Annotated in this window: 13 protein-coding genes and 1 pseudogene; 6 read left to right on the forward strand and 8 right to left on the reverse strand. The window is 70.6% G+C overall.

Going from position 1 to position 13,715, the window contains the following annotated elements:
• The first annotated feature begins 1 nt into the window (after position 1).
• The 3 genes from ACZ66S_RS21185 (at position 2) to ACZ66S_RS21195 (ending at position 2,959) form a co-directional block, all read left to right on the forward strand.
• A complete protein-coding gene (locus tag ACZ66S_RS21185) occupies positions 2–1,000 on the forward strand; it encodes a carbohydrate ABC transporter permease (protein ID WP_469903057.1) in 999 nt (332 codons plus the stop codon).
• Positions 997–1,830 carry a carbohydrate ABC transporter permease gene (locus tag ACZ66S_RS21190; RefSeq protein ID WP_469903058.1) on the forward strand — a complete coding sequence of 278 codons (834 nt, stop codon included), beginning with the start codon at positions 997–999 and terminating at the stop codon, positions 1,828–1,830. Before ACZ66S_RS21185 ends, ACZ66S_RS21190 begins: the two co-directional genes overlap by 4 nt.
• A 91-nt stretch (positions 1,831–1,921) precedes the next feature.
• Positions 1,922–2,959 carry an endo-1,4-beta-xylanase gene (locus tag ACZ66S_RS21195; protein ID WP_469903059.1) on the forward strand — a complete coding sequence of 346 codons (1,038 nt, stop codon included), beginning with the start codon at positions 1,922–1,924 and terminating at the stop codon, positions 2,957–2,959.
• A gap of 149 nt (positions 2,960–3,108) precedes the next feature.
• Here ACZ66S_RS21195 and ACZ66S_RS21200 read toward each other — a convergent pair whose 3' ends face one another.
• The 3 genes from ACZ66S_RS21200 to ACZ66S_RS21210 all read right to left on the reverse strand — a co-directional run bounded on the left by ACZ66S_RS21200 (position 3,109) and on the right by ACZ66S_RS21210 (position 5,478).
• Positions 3,109–4,146 carry a LacI family DNA-binding transcriptional regulator gene (locus tag ACZ66S_RS21200; RefSeq protein ID WP_469903060.1) on the reverse strand — a complete coding sequence of 346 codons (1,038 nt, stop codon included), beginning with the start codon at positions 4,144–4,146 and terminating at the stop codon, positions 3,109–3,111.
• Between the two features lie 193 nt (positions 4,147–4,339).
• A complete protein-coding gene (locus ACZ66S_RS21205) occupies positions 4,340–4,537 on the reverse strand; it encodes a DUF5999 family protein (RefSeq protein ID WP_037711724.1) in 198 nt (65 codons plus the stop codon).
• A gap of 374 nt (positions 4,538–4,911) precedes the next feature.
• A complete protein-coding gene (locus ACZ66S_RS21210; protein WP_469903061.1) occupies positions 4,912–5,478 on the reverse strand; it encodes a hypothetical protein in 567 nt (188 codons plus the stop codon).
• 525 nt (positions 5,479–6,003) lie between these two features.
• Between ACZ66S_RS21210 and ACZ66S_RS21215 the strand changes: the two genes are divergently transcribed.
• Positions 6,004–7,521, forward strand: a complete 1,518-nt coding sequence (locus ACZ66S_RS21215) for a glutamate-cysteine ligase family protein (protein WP_469903062.1) — start codon at positions 6,004–6,006, stop codon at positions 7,519–7,521.
• A 51-nt stretch (positions 7,522–7,572) separates the two neighbouring features.
• Here ACZ66S_RS21215 and ACZ66S_RS21220 read toward each other — a convergent pair whose 3' ends face one another.
• Complete coding sequence (locus tag ACZ66S_RS21220) at positions 7,573–9,345, reverse strand: substrate-binding and VWA domain-containing protein (protein WP_469903063.1); 1,773 nt, start codon at positions 9,343–9,345, stop codon at positions 7,573–7,575.
• Positions 9,346–9,529: 184 nt separating this feature from the next.
• Here ACZ66S_RS21220 and ACZ66S_RS21225 point away from each other — a divergent pair, with 184 nt between their 5' ends.
• The gene (locus ACZ66S_RS21225; protein WP_469903064.1) at positions 9,530–10,330 is read left to right on the forward strand and encodes a CPBP family intramembrane glutamic endopeptidase; all 801 of its coding nucleotides are present in this window, start codon (positions 9,530–9,532) and stop codon (positions 10,328–10,330) included.
• Here the strand turns inward: ACZ66S_RS21225 and ACZ66S_RS21230 are convergent, their stop codons facing one another.
• From ACZ66S_RS21230 to ACZ66S_RS21240, 3 genes and pseudogenes are all read right to left on the reverse strand, one after another.
• Positions 10,331–11,143 (reverse strand): PhzF family phenazine biosynthesis protein, encoded by an 813-nt coding sequence (locus ACZ66S_RS21230; RefSeq protein ID WP_469903065.1) that lies wholly within the window; start codon positions 11,141–11,143, stop codon positions 10,331–10,333.
• A gap of 224 nt (positions 11,144–11,367) precedes the next feature.
• A pseudogene (locus tag ACZ66S_RS21235) lies at positions 11,368–11,705 on the reverse strand (aminoglycoside phosphotransferase family protein); the annotation flags it as partial.
• 57 nt (positions 11,706–11,762) lie between these two features.
• Entirely contained in the window at positions 11,763–12,437 is a 675-nt protein-coding gene (locus tag ACZ66S_RS21240) for a formylglycine-generating enzyme family protein (protein WP_469903066.1), read from the reverse strand.
• A 129-nt stretch (positions 12,438–12,566) separates the two neighbouring features.
• Here ACZ66S_RS21240 and ACZ66S_RS21245 point away from each other — a divergent pair, with 129 nt between their 5' ends.
• Entirely contained in the window at positions 12,567–13,190 is a 624-nt protein-coding gene (locus ACZ66S_RS21245) for a PadR family transcriptional regulator (RefSeq protein WP_469903067.1), read from the forward strand.
• 75 nt (positions 13,191–13,265) lie between these two features.
• Here the strand turns inward: ACZ66S_RS21245 and ACZ66S_RS21250 are convergent, their stop codons facing one another.
• Positions 13,266–13,694 carry a type II toxin-antitoxin system Rv0910 family toxin gene (locus ACZ66S_RS21250; RefSeq protein ID WP_469903068.1) on the reverse strand — a complete coding sequence of 143 codons (429 nt, stop codon included), beginning with the start codon at positions 13,692–13,694 and terminating at the stop codon, positions 13,266–13,268.
• Positions 13,695–13,715: the final 21 nt, after the last annotated feature.

The following is a 13,715-nucleotide window of genomic DNA, read 5'->3' on the forward strand; positions in this document are numbered from 1 at the left end:
GATGACCTCCACGTTCCTCGCAGACAAGCGGAGCGGTCCGGGCACCGATCTCCCGCCCCCGGAAGCAGTCAGGGCCCGGGGGCGGGGCCGCCGGCGCGTACTGCACTGGCTCACGGCGGTCGGCTTCCAACTGCCCGCCCTGGTGCTGTTCATCGGCATGGTCCTGCTGCCGATGCTGTTCGCGCTGTACGCGGCCTTCTTCCGCTGGGGCGGCTTCGGCATGCCCTCGGACTACGTCGGCACGGACAACTTCACCGACCTGTTCGACAACCCGGTCTTCCTGGGCGACCTGTGGCGCTGCCTCGTCCTGGTCGGACTCTCCCTGGTCGTCCAACTGCCCTTCGCGCTCGCCATGGCCGTCCTGCTCAACCAGAAGCTGCGCGGCCGGGCCGTCTACCGGATGCTGTTCTTCGCGCCCTACGTGCTGTCCGAGGCGATCACCGGCGTGCTGTTCAGCATGGTCTTCGCCCCGGACGACGGACTCGCCGACCACGTCCTGGGCGCGGTCGGGCTCGACGGCCTGGGCGGACTGTGGTTCGCCGACCCCTCCTACGTCATGGCGACGCTCTTCATCGTGATGACCTGGAAGTACTTCGGCTTCCACATGATGCTCTACCTGGCCGGACTCCAGTCGATCCCGCGGGAGTTGACCGAGGCCGCGCTCATCGACGGGGCCAGTGCCTGGCAGCGGTTCCGCAACGTCACCCTGCCGCTGCTCGCGCCCACCCTCAGGATCAGCGTCTTCCTCTCCGTCATCGGGGCGATCCAGCTCTTCGACCTGGTCTGGGTGATCACCCAGGGCGGGCCCGACCACCACTCCGAGACGATGGCCGTGACCATGTTCCAGTACGGCTTCAAGCGCTACCAGGTCGGCTACGCCAGCGCGATCAGCGTGGTCATGTTCGGCATCTGCCTCGTCTTCGCCCTCGCCTACCAGCGGTTCGTGCTCCGCCGCGACCTCGAAGGGGCCACCACGACGATGAGGGGGGACGGCAAGTGACCAGCCGTACAAGGGGAGTCCGGACCCTGCCGCTGCACGCGATCCTTGTGGTGGTCGGCGCGGTGATGGTCGTACCCCTGGTGTACGCCGTCCTCTCCGGGTTCAAGTCCACCGACGAGCTCTCCAGCAACCCCTTCGGACTGCCGAAGCGGTGGCTGACCAGCAACTACACCGACATCCTCGGCGGCGGCGACTTCTGGCGGCTGCTCGGCAGCAGCACACTGATCGCGGTCGGTACGACGGTGCTGGTGGTCGCCCTGTCCGCGCTGGCCGCGTTCTCGTTCGCGCGCTTCGCCTTCCGCGGCCGGGAGGCGCTGTTCACGCTCTTCACGATGGGGCTGATGTTCCCCTTCGCGGTGGCGGTGCTCCCGCTGTTCCTGCTGCTGCGTTCGCTGGGCCTGCTGGACAACCCGCTCGGTGTGATCCTGCCGCAGGCCGCCTTCGGACTGCCGATGACCATCATCATCCTGCGGGCCTTCTTCCGGGAGATCCCCGGCGAGCTGGAGGAGGCGGCCACCCTCGACGGGTGCAGCTCCTTCGGCTTCTTCTGGCGGGTGCTGCTGCCCATGGCGCGGCCCGCGCTCGGCACGGTCTCGGTGCTGGCCGTGGTCACGAGCTGGAACAACTTCATGCTGCCGCTGCTGGTGTTCACCGACAACACGTGGTGGACGCTCCCGGTGGGCGTGCAGCAGTTCCAGGGCCAGTACTCCGCGGAGTACGCCCGGGTCTTCGCCTATCTCGTCCTGGCGATGGTGCCCGCCCTCGCCTTCTACTCGGTCGCCGAGCGCCAGCTCGTCGGCGGCCTCACCGCCGGTGCCACGAAGGGCTGACGGCGGCGCTCTCCCTTCCAGTACGGCTCACCCTCCCCCGCTCGCGAAGTGCTCGAGCGGGGGACCCCAACCGCACGTGAGGAGTCGCCCCATGCGCACGAACCGTCTCAGACTCGTCGGAGTCCTGGCCGCGGCCCTGGTCGTCACCGGGCTCGGCGCACCCGCCCAGGCTCACGACAAGTCGGCCACCCTCGCCGACCTCGCCCAGCGCCACGGCCGGTACTTCGGCAGCGCCACGGACAATCCCGAGCTCGTGGACGAGCCGTACAAGAAGATCCTCGGCAGCGAGTTCGACCAGATCACGCCGGGCAACGGCATGAAGTGGTACGCCACCGAACCTCAGCCGGGTGTCTTCGACTTCTCCCAGGGCGACGAGATCGTGAACCTGGCCCGGGCCCACCACCAGAAGGTGCGCGGCCACACCCTCGTCTGGCACAGCCAGTTGCCCGACTGGATCACCTCCCGCGCGTGGACGGCGGAGGAGCTGAGGCCGGTACTTAAGAGGCACATCCAGACCGAGGTACGGCACTACCGGGGCAAGGTGTTCGCCTGGGACGTCGTCAACGAGGCCTTCAACGAGGACGGCACGTACCGCGAGACCGTCTTCTACAACACCCTCGGCCCCGGGTACATCGCCGACGCCCTGCGCTGGGCCCGGCAGGCCGACCCGAAGGTCAAGCTGTACCTCAACGACTACAACATCGAGGGAGTCGGCGCGAAGAGCGACGCCTACTACAACCTGGCCAAGGAGCTGAAGGCGCAGGGCGTCCCGCTCGACGGCATCGGCCTCCAGGCCCATCTGGCGCTCCAGTACGGCTATCCCACCACCCTGGAGAACAACCTCCGGCGCTTCGCCCGGCTGGGCCTCGACACCGCGCTCACCGAGGTCGACATCCGGATGATCCTGCCGGCGACGGAGGAGAAGCTGGCCCAACAGGCCGACTGGTACGCCGACTTGACCGACGCGTGCCTCGCGGTGCGCCGGTGCGTGGGCATCACGGTCTGGGACTACACCGACAAGTACTCCTGGATCCCGGCGTTCTTCGAGGGCGAGGGCGCCGCGCTGCCCTGGGACGAGCAACTCCAGCCGAAGCCGGCGTACTTCGCGATCCGGTCGGCGTTGAAGTAGGGGCGGGAGGCGCCGGTGCCGGGTGGGGGTCGCCGCCCGGCACCGGGGCCCTGGCCGGGCCGGGGGTGGCCGGTCGGGGGGTGCGCACCGGACGTCGGCCGCGAGGGGCGGTCGGCGTCCGGTGCGTCCGTCCCTCCTCCCGCCGCCCCTCACCCAGGCGTCGGAGGTGCCGTGCTGGAGCGGATGATCAGCTCTGTGCCCAGTTCCACCCGGGGGGAGGCCGGGTGTTCGTCGCGGGCCAGCTCCAGGGCCGTGCGGGCGGCCAACTTGCCCATGTCGGCGAGGGGTTGGCGGACGGTGGTGAGCGGGGGTGCCGACCAGCGGACCTCGGGGAGGTCGTCGAAGCCGACCACGCTCATGTCCTCCGGGACCCGCAGTCCACGCCTGCGCAGCGCCTCGATCGCGCCGAGGGCCATCTGGTCGCTGGCCGCGAACAGGGCCGTCGGCGGGTCGGGCAGGTCGAGGAGCTTCTCGCAGCCCGCGAAGCCGGACTCCGCGTGGAAGTCGCCCGGCACGACGAGCGCCTCGTCGAGGGTGAGCCCGGCACCTTCGAGGGCTGCGCGGTAGCCGTCGAGGCGGGCGCGTGAGCACAGCAGCCGGGGCGGCCCGGCGATCAGGCCGATCCTGCGGTGGCCGAGGGACAGCAGGTGCTCGGTGGCCGCGAGCCCTCCCGACCAGTTGGCGGCACCGATGGTCGGCGCGTCCAGCGCGGGGGAGCCGGCCGGGTCCACGATGACCAACGGCACGCCCAGCACGCGCAGTTCGTCGTGGAGGACCATGTCCAGCGCCGAGGTGACGAGGATGACCCCGCCGGAGGCGCGGGCCCGCAGGTTGCGCATCCACTCGCGGGCGTCGCCCGAGCGGCCGTGGATCGCGGAGACCACGGTGCCGACGCCCTCCGCGTGCGCGACCTCCTCGACACCCCGGATGATCTCCACCGCCCAGGGGCTGTCGAGGTCGTTGAAGACCAGGTCGAGCAGGGGCGCGCGGGTGCCGGGGGCCGCGGGGCGCCTGCGGTAGCCGTACCTCTGGAGCAGTTCCTCGACCCGGGCGCGGGTGTGCGGGGCCACGTCCGACCGGCCGTTGACCACCCGGGACACCGTCGGCACCGAGACCCCGGCCTGCCGGGCGATCTCCGTGATGGTGACTCTGCCCCGGGGCTCGGCGTCGGTCTCGCCTGCTGTCACTTGCCCACCTCCGCGTCGGAGCGCCGAAGCGTCGCGCTCGAAACTTCCAGGAGTCTTCCGGAAAAGTGCGCTCCCACACAAGGCGTCACAGGGAGTGATCGTGGGCGGACATGCGTCGGGGCCGGTGCGCAGGCGGTCGCTGCGAGCCGGCCCCTCAAGGTCCCCGGGCGGTTCGACGGCCGCCCGGTCGTGCTCAGGCGGCTGTCGCCACCGCGAGCGGGCGGTGCGGGGCGATGACCCGACCGTCGGGCAGGAGCTCACCGGTGTCCTCGAAGAGCAGAACGCCGTTGCACAGCAGGCTCCAGCCCTGTTCCGGGTGGTGCGCCACGAGGCGGGCGGATTCCCGGTCGGCGGAGTCGGCGGTGGGACACGGTGGCTGGTGCTGGCACATTGGTGGGATCTTTCGCTGTGTTGTGGTCATGACGGCCCCCGTTGCGATAACTCAGTCCGAACCCAGTGTTGCCCTACGGGCGTCGATCCGCAGGGATTTCGCATCACCACTTCTTCACAGGTTGGAGACGCGTCACCCGGCCGGACGGTTCATCCCAACTGCACTGTCCCTTCGGGTGGTTCGAGGGGGCCGGAAAGGGCTAGTCCACCTGGAGTCACGTTCCCTGTCGGCTCGTCCGAGCAATTGTGTGCTCGTACGAGCGAATTGTTCTGTGGTCCCCGGGGATTTTGTACGACCCTAATGGCGCCCGGAACGAAGTCGTACCCCGCTGCCCGGAATTCGGGGCGGGGTACGAGAGCGGGAGGGGCGAGGTCTCAGGCGGGTGAGCCGAGCAGCGGGGCCGGTGTCACCCGATGGGTCAGGACCGGGAGCAGTTCGGCGGCCTGGTGCGGGCGGTGGGCGGCGATACCGGGTGGGGCCGGTGCCAGCGGGACGAGCAGATCGGTGGCGGCGAGACGGCCCGTGCCGGCGTCCGCCGCACAGTCGCCGTGCAGCCACAGCGCGAGCATGTACAGGCCCGGGATCGACAGCAGCCGCGGCTGGTAGGGCTGGGGCATCAGCTCGGCCTGGCGCAGCGCGCGCTCGGTGGACGGGATGTAGGGCCCCTCGAAGAAGTGCGAGAACGCCCAGCCGTCCGGGGTGAGCATGGTCTCGGCCGCGGCCACCGCGCGTTCCCCGCAGCGGATCAGGAAACGCCACCCGGCCAGCCTGGTGGTGGTGCCGTCCAGGACGTGCACGGGCAGCGGCAGCTCGGGTGTGACAGGTCCCTGGGCGCGCAGCAGGGACGGGGTCCGCGCCTCGCGGACCGCGGTGGGCGAGGCGAGTGCGGTCAGGACGGAACGAAGTGCGGGTGCGGGAGCCGGGGGTACATGCAGCGGCATGGTGGGTCGCCTCTCATTCGACAGGCACGGTGGCGCGAGGGCGGGGGCGGACGACGCTGTCAGCTCAGGGGGTCAGAGAGGCGGGGGCCGGGGTCCGGTGACGCGGGGGCGGACGAGGACCGCCGTACGTCACCCGACGGCAGGATCAGGACCGCGGGCGCCAACCCTCTGCCTTGTTCGCGGAGTTTATACGACATGTGTTCAGACGATGTTTCGTCTAGCCGTTTCCGCCGTATCCGGCAAGGAGTCATTCGGTCGGCGATACGCGGGGAATCATCCCGATACCGCGCCTACTTCGAGGCGGTGACCTCGGGAAATGTGCCGGAAGCGGTCGGCCAATTCTCGTCGGCGTTTTTCACGAGTTCTTCGGGGCACCCGAAACTGCTGACAGCTCCATGCCGAGTGAATGTGCCACCGGTCACATCCAACAGCGTAGCGGTCCCGGAGCGGTCGCGGGACGTTATCGATCGTTCCGGCGGGGCATCATCCCACCTGACTCATGACGCAACGAGGAAGGACCCTTCCATGGGGGAGAAGGTCGTGGCAGGCCAGTTCGACCTGTCCGATCGCCAGCGCTACCGCGACAAGCTCCGACAGTGCCTGACGGGGCTGGAGCGGCTTCTGGCGGAGCAGCGGTTCGATCGCCCCAAGAACCTGATGGGGCTGGAGATCGAATTGAACCTGGTCGGCCCGGACGGTATGCCGAAAATGCTGAATGGAGAGGTCCTCGAACGCATCGCGAGCCGCGACTTCCAAACAGAACTCGCCATGTTCAACCTGGAAGTCAACATAGCCCCACACCGCTTGGGCGGCCGGGTATTCGACCGGCTCGCGGAGGAAATCCGCACCTCGCTGGCGTACGCCGACCGCAAAGCGGGCGAGGTCGACGCGGGAATCGTGATGATCGGCATTCTGCCGACGCTCGACCGGGACCACCTGGTCTCCTCCAACCTGTCCGACGTCGACCGCTACACCCTGCTCAACGACCAGATCGTGGCCGCGCGCGGCGAGGACTTCCTGCTCGACATCGACGGGGTGGAGCGCCTCACCTGCACCTCCAAGTCCATCGCCCCGGAGGCCGCGTGCACCTCCGTGCAACTGCACCTCCAGGTCACCCCGGGGCGCTTCGCGGACGTGTGGAACGCCGCCCAGGCGGTGGCCGGCCCGCAGATCGCCCTGGGGGCCAACTCGCCCTTCCTGTTCGGCCGTGAGCTGTGGCGGGAGTCCCGGCCCCCGCTCTTCCAGCAGTCCACGGACACCCGTCCGCCGGAGCTCCAGAGCCAGGGCGTGCGGCCGCGCACCTGGTTCGGGGAGCGCTGGATCTCCTCGGCGTACGACCTCTTCGAGGAGAACCTGCGCTACTTCCCGGCCCTGCTGCCGATCTGCGACGACGAGGACCCGCTGAAGGTGCTCGACGAGGGCGGGGTGCCCTCGCTCGCCGAACTCGTCCTGCACAACGGCACGGTGTACCGCTGGAACCGGCCCGTCTACGACATCGCCGACGGCGTCCCGCACCTGCGGGTGGAGAACCGCGTGCTGCCGGCCGGCCCCACCATCACCGACGTCATCGCGAACGCGGCCTTCTACTACGGCCTCGTGCGCGCCCTCGCAGAGGAGCAGCGGCCGGTGTGGACCCGGATGCCGTTCGAGGCGGCCGCGGCCAACTTCGACGCGGCCTGCCGGCACGGCATCGACGCGCGCATGACCTGGCCCCGGCGCGGCCGCCACGGCGGCACGGTCGAGGTCGACGCGGTGACCCTCGTACGCGACGAACTGCTGCCGCTGGCCGAGACGGGGCTCGCGGCCTGGGGCGTCGAGCCCGCCGACCGGGACCTGTACCTCGGGGTGATCGAGGAGCGGTGCCGGCGCCGGGCCAACGGGGCGTCCTGGCAGGCGGCGACGTTCCACCGGGCCCTGGAGGCGGGGCTGTCGCGGGAGGCGGCGCTGGCCGCCACCACACGGCGGTACGGCGAGCTGATGCGCCTGGGAGAGCCGGTGCACACCTGGCCGGTGGGGTTGCCGGAGCCGGCGCCGCTGGGGTGAGGGCCACTGGGGTCAGGGTCGATGGGGCGAGGGCCGCTGTGGGGCGCGGGGTCAGGCACCGCCCTGGGCGCCCGCGGCCACGATCGCCCTCAGGATCACCGTGTGGATCTGGGCGGGGTCGTTGACCTGCTGGCCGGAGCCGCCGGTGGCCTCGGCGAGCTGCTGGGCCTCCGCGCGGTCGGCGTCGGGGCCCACCGCGATCACGATGAGCGGGACCGGGCGTTCGGGGCTGGAGAGCTTCTCCAGTTCGGAGATCAGCGCCCCGCGGGAGATGCTGCCGGGGTCCTGGTTGACGCCGTCGGTCAGCACCACCAGCGCGTTGAACTTCCCCTCGGCGTAGGACGAGGTCGCCGCCCGGTACGCGGCGAGCGTGGTGTCGTACAGGCCCGTCGCGCCGCCCGGCACCGGCTCCAGGCCGCCGAAGGCCGCCGACAGCCGGTCCCGCTGGGTGCCGCCCGCGGCCGTGCTGTCGCCCAGCCGGTCGGTCGGCACCAGGATCTTGTAGTCCTTGGCGCCGTCCAGCTTGGTGGAGAACTCCCACAGGCCGATCTCGTCCTCCTGGGTGAAGGTGGCGAGGGCCTGGAGGAGGGACGCCTTGGTGACGTCCATGCGGGAGCGGCCGGTGCCCGGGACGGTCTCCGACATGGACGAGGACGCGTCCACGACCGTGGTGATCCGCGCGCTCTGGACGGTGATCGTCCAGGTGCCGAGAGCCTCCTGGAGCGCGGTCGCGGAGGCCGGCTCACCGGCCGCCGCCGCGAACGGCTGCGGCACCTCGCCCCCGGCCCTGGCGACCAGTGAGGACGACACCTGGTCGTCGGAGGTGCGGAACCCCCGGTCCGTCAGGAGCTGCTCCTGCTCGGGCTTGCGCAGATACGTCATGAAACGGATCGCCGCCCGGCTCTCGTCGGTGCTCAGCCGTGTCTCGTCGACGAGCGCGTACGGGTAGTCGAGCCGCGGTGCCCCGTCCTTCGGGTAGAAGAAGTCGAGACCGTCACCGGCCTCCGCCGAGGTGTTGTGGGCGAAGGCCGCCTGCTCGGACAGGACGAGCGCCTGGTTGCGCTTCGGGTTGCCCTGCTCGGTGCCCGAGGAGTCCCGCGGCAGCGTCTCCACGAGCTGGCCGTCGCTGTCGGAGATGCGCTGCGAGAGCGACTTCATCATCGCCGCGGCCTGGGTCGCCCCGCCCTCGGCCCGGCCCGCCGCACTGCTGAGCTGGGTCAGGGCGAGCAGCCCGGACGCGCTGCGCGCCGGGTCGGCGGCGCCCAGCCGGAGGGAGTCGTCCCGCAGGGCGGCGCCGGCCAGTTCCAGCCAGCCGTACGTCTTCTGCGGCCAGCCCAGCGACTTCGCGGCGGCCGGCACCATCGCCATGCCGACCGGACTGGAGGCGACGTTGCCGACGCGGGCCACCTTCGTCGCGCCCGTGTCCGCCGAGATCTGCTCGACCCACACGTCCGAGTCCGGCACCCACACCTGCGCGCCGGGGTTCTTGCCGGCCGTGAGCGTGTCCCTGACCTTGTACGACTCGCGGGCGGTCACCGAGATGTCGAGGCAGCGCCCATCGGAGGTGAGGTTCTCGTCGTGGGCCCGCTCGGCCGCGGCACGCAGGGCCGGGGCCACGTCGGGGGAGGCGGCGACCGTGAGCCGTACCGCCTCGTCGCGGCAGGAGGAGCCGAAGGAGAGCAGGCCGCCCTGGACGGCCGCGGCCGTACCGCCGGCGACGGTCAGGACCAGCACCGTGGCGATGGCGACGGTGCGGCGGCGCGCGCGGGGGCGGGGGCCGCTGCCGCCCGCCCCATACTGATCGGGCAAGCTGTGACGTCCCATGTCGGTGGTGCCCTCCCCTGATGTCCGTGCCGGCACAGCCGTGTACGACAGGAAAGAGGGAGGTACGCCCCCGTACGGCGTCCGTCCCCCCGACGGCCTTGCGCACGATCTTCGTAAGTTCTTTCGAAGGACCCTAGCGGGGCGGGGATACGGATGAGGCTGGATTACTCAACTGGAGGCAGGTGTGCAGGCGGAGGAAGGGGCAGTGGCCGATTCTTTTCCGCAGAGGGCGCTCTCACGGAAGTTCTTCCGTGACGAGACGCTGCTCGTTCTGGGGCTTTCGCTCGGTGCGAGTGGTGTGTCCGCGCTGATCAGTTTTGTCGGATCGGTCACCAAACCAGGGGGTCTCAAGGACCAGGCGGCGACCCTCAACGCCTCGGCCGCGCCCGGCCGTCCCTGGCTGGATCTCGCCTGGCAGCTCTTCGGGATCGCGTCCGCCCTGGTGCCCGTCGCCCTGGTCGCGCACTTCCTGCTGCGCGAGGGGCAGAGCCTGCGGACCCTCGGCTTCGACCGCACCCGGCCCGGCCCCGACCTCACCCGCGGGGCCGGGATCGCGGCCGTGATCGGCAGTACCGGCATCGCCTTCTACCTGGCCGCGCGCGGCCTCGGCTTCAACCTCACCGTGGTGCCCGAGGCGCTGCCCGACGTGTGGTGGAAGTACCCCGTGCTGATCCTCTCGGCGATGCAGAACGCGATCCTCGAAGAGGTGATCGTCGTCGGGTACCTGCTGCGCCGGCTGAACCAGTTGGGCTGGACCCCGGGCACCGCCCTGGTGGCCAGTTCCGTACTGCGCGGCAGCTACCACCTCTACCAAGGCATCGGCGGCTTCCTCGGCAACATGGTCATGGGCGTGGTGTTCGTCTGGCTGTACCGGCGGTGGGGGCGGGTGGGCCCCCTGGTGGTGGCGCATTCCCTCCTCGACATCGGGGCGTTCGTCGGATACGCGCTGCTCGCGGGCAAGGTGGGCTGGCTGCCGACCGCGTGATCAGGCGAGCAGTTCGCCCTCGATGACCGTGACCGCCCGGCCCGTCAGCAGCGTGCGCCCACCGCGCAGTCCGGTGCGGACCCGGCCCGAGCGCGGCGAGGCCTGAAGCCCGGTGAGGTCCGTACGGCCGAGCCGCTCCGCCCAGTAGGGCGCCAGGGCGGTGTGGGCGCTGCCGGTGACCGGGTCCTCGTCGATGCCGACGTTCGGGAAGAAGCAGCGGGAGACGAAGTCGTAGCCCAGCTCCGGGTTCTCGGCGCGGGCGGTGGCGATGATCCCGCGCTCGGAGTAGGCGGCCAGCGCCTTCAGGTCCGGGCGCAGGGCGTGCACGGTCCTCTCGTCGGCGAGTTCGAGCAGCAGGTCACCGATGTTCGGCCCGGTGTCGAAGGCGGCCCGCGGCTCGGCCCCCAGCGCCTCGGCGACCCCCTCGGGCAGCGCGACCGACGTCAGTGGGGCCGTCGGGAAGTCCAGGGTGATCGAGCCGTCCTCGCCGGGCGTGGCGACGAGGACCCCGCTGCGGGTGGCGAACCGTACCGGACCGCGGTGGGCGCCGGTGCCGTGCAGGACGTGGGCCGTGGCGAGCGTGGCGTGCCCGCACATGTTCACCTCGGTGGCGGGCGTGAACCAGCGCAGCGCCCAGTCGGCCTCGCCGCCCGCGGGGAGGGGGTGGGCGAAGGCCGTCTCGGCGTGGTTCACCTCCAGGGCGATGTTCTGGAGCCGGTCGTCCTCCGGGAAGGCGTCGTCCAGGAGCAGGACCCCGGCCGGGTTGCCGGCGAACGGGCGGTCGGTGAAGGCGTCGACGATTCGGATGCGCATGGCCCGACGGTACGGGGTGATCTTGCGGCCGGGACAAGGCCAATCCCGGGCCGCTGGACCGAATTCCGGCCCTCGGCATGGTGGCCCGGTTCTACGGCCCTGGTAGCCCGGTCCTACGGCCCCGGTGTCCGTCCGCGCTCCATGGCCCCCGGTGTTCCGCGGCCGGCGTTGACGGGGGAGCGGCACCGCGCCCATTGCGCTGGCGGCGACGAGCCTTCTTCCTCCTCCGGGTCGGCGAGGTCCAGGGGCCACTCGCCGCGGGTGTCGACGGCGACGGCCGCGCTGGTCTCACGCAGACGCCGCAGCAGGCTCCCCGCCGATTCGAGGGCAGAACACGGTGGCAGAGCCACGTCGCCAGGGATGTAGGTCAGATGCTCATGACCATCCGAGGTGAGATCGAGGGGTTGGCCCGCCGCGTCGAAGCAGTGCTGCTTCAACGCAAGGAGATAGGCATGGAGGGCCACGCGTTGCCCGGTGCCGGTCGCTCCACCCACTCCCCTCGGCGAAAGACTGCTCCTGCGTTCGCCATGCCGCCGGTCAGCGCCTCGTCTCCAGCCGTCATGGGGCTCACGCTAGGGCCCGACCGGCCCAGCGCGGGCCGGGCCGCACACGACGTGGATCAGCTCACGACGGAACGCGCGACGCGGAATCCCACATCGTCGACCTGGAAAGTCGGGTGGCTGCGGCGGCACGCGGAGGCCCGGCAACTCCAGTGCTCATCGAACCAACCCCCGCCACGGAGCACCCGGTAGGCGCCATAGACCTCGGCGTCGTAGACATCCCAGCACCAGTCCCAGACGTTGCCGAGCATGTCGTAAAGCCCCCACGAGTTGGGGCGTTTGCCGCCCACCTCGTGAAGGCGCTCCTGCGAGTTACCGCGGTACCAGCCGATCTCGTCGAGATCCCCGTAGCGCGGCCCGGTCGTCCCGGCACGGCAGGCGTGCTCCCACTCGGCTTCGGTGGGCAGTCGATACCCGTCTGCGGACGCGTCCCAGTCGATGTCTTCGGCCTCGGCACAGAAGTGGTACGCGGGCGTGAGGCCGGTGCACTGGGACAGGGCGTTGCAGAACCGCGCCGCGTCCCACCAGGAGACGGACTCGACGGGCATCCGGTCCCCAGGGGCGGTACTCGGCCGCCGGCCTGTGATCTGTGCGTACAACGCCTGGGTGACCGGGAATGCCGCGAGTTGGTAGGGCGCGAGCTCGACCGACCAACTGCGCTGTGTCCGCCGGTCCGACAGCGTCACCTGCCCCGGCGGGATGGCGATCATCTCGTTCCCCGTCATCACGTCCATGATCAGGAGATTTTAACGAGGCCTGCCAGTGCGAGATGGCAGAGCCATCAACGAGGGCCTTGCCAGGCGATCGGTTCCGATATATCGTTGAGGCATCGCGACAGATCAACGATGGATGGAGTGATTGCGATGCGTTCCCACGGATTCGAGCGTGGACATGGTGGAGCCGGTCGTCGGGGCCGTGGTGGTCCCGAGGGGCTGCGAGGTGCCTTCGGTCCCTTCGGGCCGGGCGGCCCCGGCGGCCCCGGCTTCGGAGGGCCGGGCTTCGGTCCCGGGCCCTGGGGTCACCGGGGGCGGGGCGGACCCAGGGGGAGGGCGCGGCGCGGTGACGTGCGCGCCTCGATCCTGGCCCTGCTCAAGGACCGGCCGATGCACGGCTACGAGATGATCCAGGAGATCGCCGAGCGCAGCGGCGGGGCGTGGAAGCCCAGCCCGGGCTCGGTGTACCCCACCCTCCAGTTGCTGGAGGACGAGGGGCTGATCGCCAGTGAGACCGAGGGCGGCAAGAAGCTGTTCTCGCTCACCGAGGCCGGCCGCACCGCGGCCGACGAGGGGCCCGAAGCGCCCTGGGAGGAAGCCTCCCGCGGCATCGATTTCGAGGCGCTCGGCGAGATCCGGCAGGCCGGCTTCGGTCTGATGGAGGCCTTCGGCCAGGTCTGGAAGACCGGCAGCAAGGAACAGCGCGAGAAGGCGGTGGCCGTCATCAACGAGGCCCGCAAGAAGCTGTACCTCATCCTCGCCGACGAGGACTGATCACGGATCACCGCCCGACGGCGGCGACAGGCGCCCCGGGAGACCCTCCCGGGGCGCCTTCGTGTGCCCGGGCCGTCAGGACACCAGGCCGGCCAGTTTGCGCAGCGACTCGTTCAGCGCGGCGGTGCCCGAGTCCTTGAGCCTGCCCGCCATCAGGGACACGGCGGCGCCCGTGAACTCGCCGTCGATGCGGACCGTGGTGGCGTCCCCGTCGGGGGTCAGGGTGTAGCGGGTGGCGACGCTCACCGCCATCGGGCCCTTGCCCCGGATGGCGAACAGCCGGGCCGGCTCCACCTGGTCGATGGTCCACTCGACCTCGGCGGGGAAGCCCATCAGCTTCATGTTCTCCTGGAAGGTCCCGCCCGGTTCGAGGGCCGTCGGACCGCCCTTGGGGAAGCTGGTGTGGGTCGCGTTCCACTCCCCGTACGCCGACCAGTCGGTGAGCTGGGCCCAGACCTTCTCCGCGGGTGCCGGGATGCGTGCCTCCGCGCTGATTTCCGCCATGCGGCCACCTCTTCGTGTCGG

This window comes from Streptomyces sp. NPDC107471 (assembly GCF_055582845.1).